Here is a 7,490-nt window from a genome sequence, read left to right as displayed (position 1 = left end):
GGTTATTTGGAAGTTCTGTGATAGGTACTTCCATTTTACACTGAAAATGGTGGTTATTTTTCTTTATTTGAACCTATTTACTACACTAGGCACCATTATGAAAAGGTTATTGCTTGTTGGTGGTGGACATGCGCATGTGCATGTAGTGAAAAAGTTAAAGGAACTTCCTATTGATGGTGTGGAAGTTATGTTGCTTTCACCATCTCAATATCAATATTATTCAGGCATGTTTCCGGGTTATGCAGAAGGTTTGTATGATAAAAGTCAAATTAGTATCAATTTAGAGTCGTTAGCGAAAGCATCTGGTGTTAGTTGGGTCAAGGCAGCGGTAACAGCTATTGACCCTTTACAAAAGAAAGTATTAACTTCCGATGGAGAGATGGTTTCTTTTGATGTTATTTCCTTTAATATAGGATCCTTAACAGCTGGAATTAACGTACCAGGAGTAACAGAACATGCTTATCGAATGAAACCGAATTATCATTTTGTTGAGGTCATAGATGAAGTTCGTGATGCTGATAATGTCGTGGTCGTGGGTGGTGATGTAGCAGGGATTGAAACTAGTTTATCATTAGCATCTTGGCGAACAGCGAACCATATACATACACCTGTGACATTAATGAGTGCAGATCGTTTACTACCGAATAAGAGTAAAAGGATTTCGGCAAAAATAGAAGCTATTGTTATGCAGAACGGCATCCATTTGGTTACATCAGAAACAGTAAGCCATGTTAAGCGAAATAAAGTCGTTACATCTTCTAATAAAGAAATCCATTTTGATAAACTTGTTTGGTTAGCCGGATCAAAAGCCCCAGATTTATTTAAAACATCTAAACTACCCGTTGATGATCATGGTTATTTAAAGGTTGCGGATACCTTACAAGTGAAAGAATATCCATTTATCTTCGGTGTCGGAGATTGCGCATCAATAGCCGATGATCCAGCAGTGGATAGGGAGAAGGGACATGCTGTTCGACAAGGACGTCTTCTATTTGAAAACTTAAAAGGATTTATGGAAACAGGAGAAGGCGAACTCTATCAACCAAAGAAAAATGAATTGTCCATCGTCTCTATCGGGAATAAAAAAGGACTACTTTTATACAAAGGATATTCGATGACTGGAAGGTGGGCATGGTATTTGAAAAATTGGATTGATAGTAAGCTTGTAAAACAATATAAAAAATAGCAAAAGGGGTCTGACCCCGCTTGTGGACATTTGTCCTTCTGGGGAGGACACTGAGATTTATGTTCAACTCGTTTACTAATAATAAAGCAACATGCTTTGTGTGAGCAGTGGTGAAACGACAATTTTCGGTGGTACCTTCCAATTTTAAAATACCATGTTTATATTGTAGTAGGTACCAACTGAGTTTTAAAATAAATGAGGTGATTAGGATGCAAGATGAATTAGCGAGGAAAAGGTGGTTAAAAATACCTACGCATGTTAGAGAGAAGCTGGAAAACAATGTATTTTGTATCAACTGTGGAGAGACAATCATCGTAGATTATCAAGTTGTTTTCGAGGACCAGCAAATCGTCTTAAGGGGGAAATGTAAGCAATGTAATGGCAATGTAGCTAGAGTAATTGATTAGGAGTCGACTCTAAAAATCAGTATATGAGGTGCGGATTATGCCAATTACATATGAAAATTTCCGTGGGGAAACTTATTTTTTGCATAGCAAAAAAACGAAAAAAGGGAATACCACTTATTTTTTCTCGAAGAAAAGTGAAGGTGCTGCTGATATAAATGATATACCCGAGGGCTATGAAATTTATGAAGAACCGAATGGGAAGGTGTACTTGAGGAAAAAGCTAAAAAAATTAATTCGAGATGATGAAATTCGAATCATTAAAGCGGGAATGGAGCAGCACTGCGAAATAAAAGATTTTAAAATCGATATGAAAAAAGATATTGTTTATATTTATACAGTTATGGATTCGTTTGCCAATTTAGAAAGCACATTCATGCCATTTAATGTGGCAGCACTAGACAAATACAAAAGCTATCAAACGGAGCTTCGGTTTATTTTAGTCGATAAGGATGAACGATTTTTTGAAGTGGAAAGGACGAGTTATTTAGGTACTGAAGAGGAATGGATGTTTCTTGATGGCTCCGATGACTTAGAAGGACTCGTTAAAGAATATGTCCAGCATCTAGGGAAGGAATCGTTTTTTGATTTGATGTAAGAGTTGAGTAGCAGTTGACACGTCGACAAAATCGGGTGGTGCCTGCACCACCCGATTTTTGGTTGCTTTCTATGTACTATTTTAGTTAACGGATGCGGTCTCTTTTGAATCTGCTTCTTGCCATCCTTTACAAACATCGATGGACTCTTTAGCATTGGAATACTGAGATAATTCATCGTTCGTCAATTCAATCGCGGAATTTGTGCTTCCGCAAGCGGGAAAAACGGTGTCAAAACGATGGAGCGAAACATCTAAATAGACCTCCAGTTCATTTTTTAATCCAAATGGACAGACACCACCGATCGCGTGCCCTGTTTGCTCTAGTACTTCGTCAGGTGAGAGCATACGAGCTTTAAAGCCAAATGTTTGGCGGAATTTCTTGTTGTCAATTTTGGCGTCACCAGCAGCAACGATTAATATGGGCTTATCTCCTTCTCCCCTGAACGATAGTGTCTTTGCGATTCGGGCTGGGATCACACCAATCGTATCCGCCGCCTCTTGCACAGTGGCGCTTGACGTTTCAAATTCCATTACATCAGCTTCACGATTCCACTGCTTAAAATGGACCTTAACACTTTCTAATGACATCTCCTTCATCCTCTCATTTCCTAATTATGTAAAAGCATAGCAAATATTAGTGGAATAAAGCAAAAGAGAAAGCTCCGGTTCCTGGCATCACCCGAATTTTGTCGAATGGAATAGGTAGGGTTTGTGAAGAATATAATAATAATTTACGTTCCATTTATATCCAGTTAACAAAGTGTTGTTATACTAATTTTGTTAAATAATATGGATAAATTGGAGGGGAAACAGTGAAAAAAGGTATAGTTTCAATTATCGTTTTATTGATAGCATTATTTACGATCATGCCAATTGTTGGACTTGCTCACGAAGGAGAGGCTTCATCCGGTTCTAACCAGATACCTCACCACAACAAAGATGAATATCCTCTAGATGAAACAACTGTAACGATTCTTCACGACACACATCTTCATGGTAATTTTGGCGGAGGAGCAGAAAACATCGCTAATTACTTTGGCCTTATTAACAAAATTAAACAAGAAAATCCGAATGCAATGATGATTGCAAATGGTGATGATCTTGCTACATCTGTACTCTCGTCGACATTTCATGGTCAGCATATCATTGATGCTTTTAATGCAGGCGGAATTGATGCCAATACGTTTGGAAATCATGACTTTGATATGGGGCCAGATCAATTATTAACATTAGTAGAAAACAGTGAGTTTCCATGGGTCACTGCTAACGTCATTGATAATCGTACGAATGATACGTTTGGAAGAGAAAATGGTGTGGAGCCTTTCATCATTAAAGAGATTAATGGTGTACAAGTTGGGATCACTGGTTTATTGACAGAGGATGCAGCTGAAATTACTTCCATGGGAGAAAACGCGCAAGTAATCGATGCAGTAGAAGCAATGAATGCTGTTATTCCTGAGATGGAAGCAGCAGGTGCCGATATTATTGTCGTTTCTTCTCACCTTGCTAGTACGAGAGCAAGAGAGGTCGCTGCACAAGTGGAAGGTATTGATGTAATGGTTGGTGATCATGCGGCAGCTGCAAACGATAGTCTCGAATTAATTAATGATACATTACTTGGTTTCATAGGAGACGAATTTGAATTTTTAGGAGAAATCAACCTCCAAATTGAAAATGGAGAAATAGTAGATTATAACTTTAAACGGTATGCTTTGGAGGAAGAAGTTGCAAATGGGCTTGAGGCGGACGCTACGGTACAAGCGATAATGGATGGCTATAATACACAATTAGAAGCAGAACTGGATGTTGTCATTGGTCAAACAGAGACAGAGCTTGATGTAATGAAGGCGTCTCAAAGAAAAGACGAAACAAAGATTGGTAACTTTATTGCCGATGCGGTGAAGGAAGATACGGGTGCAGATATTGCGTTAATTAATGGTGGTGGCATTCGTGCAGAAAGAATTTTCCCAGTCGGTGATTTAACAAAGCGTGACATCATGGATGCTCTTCCGTTTACGAACTATGTCGTTGTGATTGAAGTGACAGGGGACGTGGTGATGGAAGCGTTAGAAAACAGTGTTAGTCAAATAGAAGATGGGGCTGGTCGTTTTGCTCAAGTTAGCGGAATTGAGTACAGCTTTGACTTAGATCAACCGGTAGGATCCCGAATCATTGACGCGACAATAAATGGACAACCTATCGATGAGAGCGCAACTTATAGTCTGGCAACCGTGGACTTTATATCGACTGGTGGAGACGGATATAGCATGTTTGAAGGAGCCAATTACTTACTAGATGCGAACTCTGGTCCATTACTTTCAAATTTAATTATTGAAGCAATCGAGTCGAAAGGAACCATTAACCCGCAACTTGATGATAGAATTTTAGAAGTGACTGGACAAAATGATAGTGATACTACTGGTGATGACTCTACGTCAGTTGGTGATGAGACAGAGGATAACAGCGAAGGATCAGATTCAGTAGACGAAAATGAGGGTGGTGCCTCAGACGTAACAGATAATGGCGAGGTGACGGATGAATCATCCGACAGTGAAGAGGAAGGCGACAAACTACCAAATACAGCAACCAATACCATTAACCTATTACTAATAGGCGCAACATCACTAATAGCTGGTGTAATACTCTTCATAATCAATAGAAGGAAAAAGAACCTAGCATAACGGTAAAAAAAACCAAAGAGGATTAAAATCCTCTTTGGTTTTTTTGCATTTGCATAAAGGGGTCTGACCCCGCTTGTGGACATTTGTCCTTCTGGGGAGGACACTTATTATTAGGTTGGGATGGTTTATTCTCACTTTAGTGGGATTTATGCGCAGTTTCATCGGACTTACTCTCATCAACGGAGGATTTATGCGCACTATCATCGTATTTACTCTCACTCTAACGAAATTTATGAGCAGGGAATCCAGTATTACTCTCACTCTAACAACACTTATGCTCACCAAACTCTAAATTACTCTCACCTCAGGTGTATCCTGAATCAAAAAAAGGCTCAATCCAAAGATTGAGCCTTACTAGTTACACGTTATAAGTCGCTAAACTTACTTCCCCTTTTATAAGATCCTTATTATCACTGCTGCTTCCAATATAAACATCATAATCAATTGCTTCTAGTTCCCACTGATTTGTTTCAGGATTAAACCATCTCACTTTTTCAATAGGGCACGTAACAGTGACCACTCGCTTTTCACCTGGTGCCAGTGAAACCCGTTCAAAGCCACGCAGTACTTTTACTGGTCTATCAATTTTAGATTGGCTATAGCCTACATATAGCTGAACAACTTCTGTTCCTTCGCGTTCACCAGTGTTTTCAACTTCGCAGGTTGCCACAATTTGATCATTTTTTACATCAAATGATGCGTTCGATTGCGTGAAAGTAGTGTAGGACAGGCCATATCCAAATGGTAAGGATGGCTCTTTTCCTTCCTTCTCGAGCTTTGTGTAGCCATGGTAATAATCATAGGTGATTTGTTCTGCATCCCAATCGACTTGTGGTAAATCACTTTCTTTTTTAGGTAAAACAAACGGTAATTTACCGCTTGGATTCACCTCACCAAAAAGGGTTTTGGCAAGAGCTGTTCCACCTTCCATGCCAGGATAGTAGGCCATTAAAATACCTGAAACGTCATTTTTCCACTCTTCAATCATAATCGTATTTCCACCGATTAAAACGGCAACAGAGTTACTATTTACTGGTCCTACTGCTTGAATTAATTCGATTTCATCGTCATGAAGCCCGAGTGACGTTTTGCGGTCACCGCCAGCGCCGAAGCCAGCATCGCCTTCTCCTAAAGCATCTTTATCTTCATCCGGATTGTTAATAAATTCACCCTCATCATCGTGGTCATATCCTACTACGAACACTACTGCATCAGCTGATTTTGCAGTTTGTTTTGCTTTTTCTAGGTCTTGACCATCATCAAAAATAACTTCTGCATTTGGCAGTTGCTTTTTCAGTCCTTCTAACGGTGTTACGACATAAGGAGGAAAGACACGGCTGGATCCGTGGTCACCTGTATTATCCTTGTCACCTAGCTTACCAATCACTGCAATTCGGTTTGTATCTTTCGAAAATGGTAGTACTTGGTCATCGTTTTTCATTAGTGTGATCGATTTTTCAGCAGCTTCTAATGCTAAAGCGATGTGTTCTTCATTCCCGATTAAATCCTTACTATAGTCCTTGTTATCGGCTTCAGTGAATGCGAGTAAAGTACGAACAATTCGTGTAGCTGCTTGATCAATTTTTTCTTCACTAACTTTACCAGTTTTCACAGCTTCCACAAGATTGTCACCGAAATATTTCGTATGACACATTTCAATGTCCATGCCGCCATTCGCGCCTTCTACTGTATCCTTGACGCCCCAAATGAAATCACTGATGACAAATCCATCGAAGTCCCATTCATCTTTTAACACTTGATTTAAAAGATAATCGCTATGACCACAGAAGGTACCTTTGTACAGGTTATACGCACTCATCACACTAGCAGCACCTGCATCAATGACATCTTTAAAATGAGCCAAGTAAACCTCACGCTCTGTACGTTTGTCTGCTTCCACGCTTACTTTAAAGCGGGCGTTTTCCATGCTGTTGAACGCATAGTGCTTTACACAGGCAATTACATTTTCTGCCTGGACACCCTTTGTGAGTGCCGCACCCATTGCACCTAACAGGAAGGAGTCTTCGCCATAAACCTCCTGGCTTCGTCCCCAACCAGGATTTCGCGGTAGGTTAATACAAACCCCGCCGAATAGGTTTCCACCATGTGCCCGAATTTCTTTCCCGATTGCATTCCCGATACGTTCCTCTAGATCCTTATCAAAAGCAGCACCTCTTGCCATTGATACAGGGAAGCACGTACTATTTCCAGACACAACACCACGCGGGCCATCAACAAACTTCATTTCCGGTACTCCAAGTCGCTCGTTCCCACCAGCCGGGTATGGATACCAGTTATAATGGTGGCCTTTTGCAATATCCTCCATTAATTCTTCAAACGACATCCTACCACTCATTAAATACACTTTTTCCTCTAAACTCATCTGATCGACGATTTCCTGCGCCTTATCTGTGTAAGCTAAACGCTCCTGCTTCGTTACTGTCACAATCATCCCTCCCATAATATTCATGTAAAACGCTTACAAATGTTTGTTCATCGAATGCACTAAGTTAACATACATCCATTATAATCGTTATCTAACAGACTATCAACAGGCTAAAGGGGTCTGACCCCCTAAAAAGACATTTGTCCGCGGTGGGAGGACAGTTATCCGAATTCAA

At 40.0% G+C, this 7,490-nt stretch carries 6 protein-coding genes; 4 read left to right on the top strand and 2 right to left on the bottom strand.

Annotated elements, in window-relative coordinates:
* From JOC48_RS20120 to JOC48_RS20110, 3 genes are all read left to right on the top strand, one after another.
* Positions 1–1,186: NAD(P)/FAD-dependent oxidoreductase (locus tag JOC48_RS20120; RefSeq protein WP_204502209.1), on the top strand; the 1,186-nt coding region annotated here is incomplete at its 5' end.
* Positions 1,187–1,395: 209 nt separating this feature from the next.
* Positions 1,396–1,593, top strand: coding sequence for a hypothetical protein (locus JOC48_RS20115; RefSeq protein ID WP_204502208.1), 198 nt, complete (start codon positions 1,396–1,398; stop codon positions 1,591–1,593).
* A gap of 37 nt (positions 1,594–1,630) precedes the next feature.
* Positions 1,631–2,188, top strand: a complete 558-nt coding sequence (locus tag JOC48_RS20110; protein WP_204502207.1) for a hypothetical protein — start codon at positions 1,631–1,633, stop codon at positions 2,186–2,188.
* A gap of 81 nt (positions 2,189–2,269) precedes the next feature.
* On the opposite strand, the gene JOC48_RS20105 is transcribed toward JOC48_RS20110, so the two are convergent.
* Complete coding sequence (locus tag JOC48_RS20105) at positions 2,270–2,776, bottom strand: YbaK/EbsC family protein (RefSeq protein WP_204502210.1); 507 nt, start codon at positions 2,774–2,776, stop codon at positions 2,270–2,272.
* Positions 2,777–3,000: 224 nt separating this feature from the next.
* Here JOC48_RS20105 and JOC48_RS21730 point away from each other — a divergent pair, with 224 nt between their 5' ends.
* Complete coding sequence (locus JOC48_RS21730) at positions 3,001–4,869, top strand: 5'-nucleotidase C-terminal domain-containing protein (protein ID WP_204502206.1); 1,869 nt, start codon at positions 3,001–3,003, stop codon at positions 4,867–4,869.
* 358 nt (positions 4,870–5,227) lie between these two features.
* Here the strand turns inward: JOC48_RS21730 and JOC48_RS20095 are convergent, their stop codons facing one another.
* Positions 5,228–7,315 carry a glycoside hydrolase family 3 C-terminal domain-containing protein gene (locus JOC48_RS20095; RefSeq protein ID WP_204502205.1) on the bottom strand — a complete coding sequence of 696 codons (2,088 nt, stop codon included), beginning with the start codon at positions 7,313–7,315 and terminating at the stop codon, positions 5,228–5,230.
* Positions 7,316–7,490: the final 175 nt, after the last annotated feature.

The organism is Aquibacillus albus (assembly GCF_016908325.1).
GTDB lineage: Bacteria > Bacillota > Bacilli > Bacillales > Amphibacillaceae > Aquibacillus_A > Aquibacillus_A albus.
Note: the sequence above shows the minus strand (reverse complement) of the source record. Positions and strands in the feature narration are given on the sequence as shown.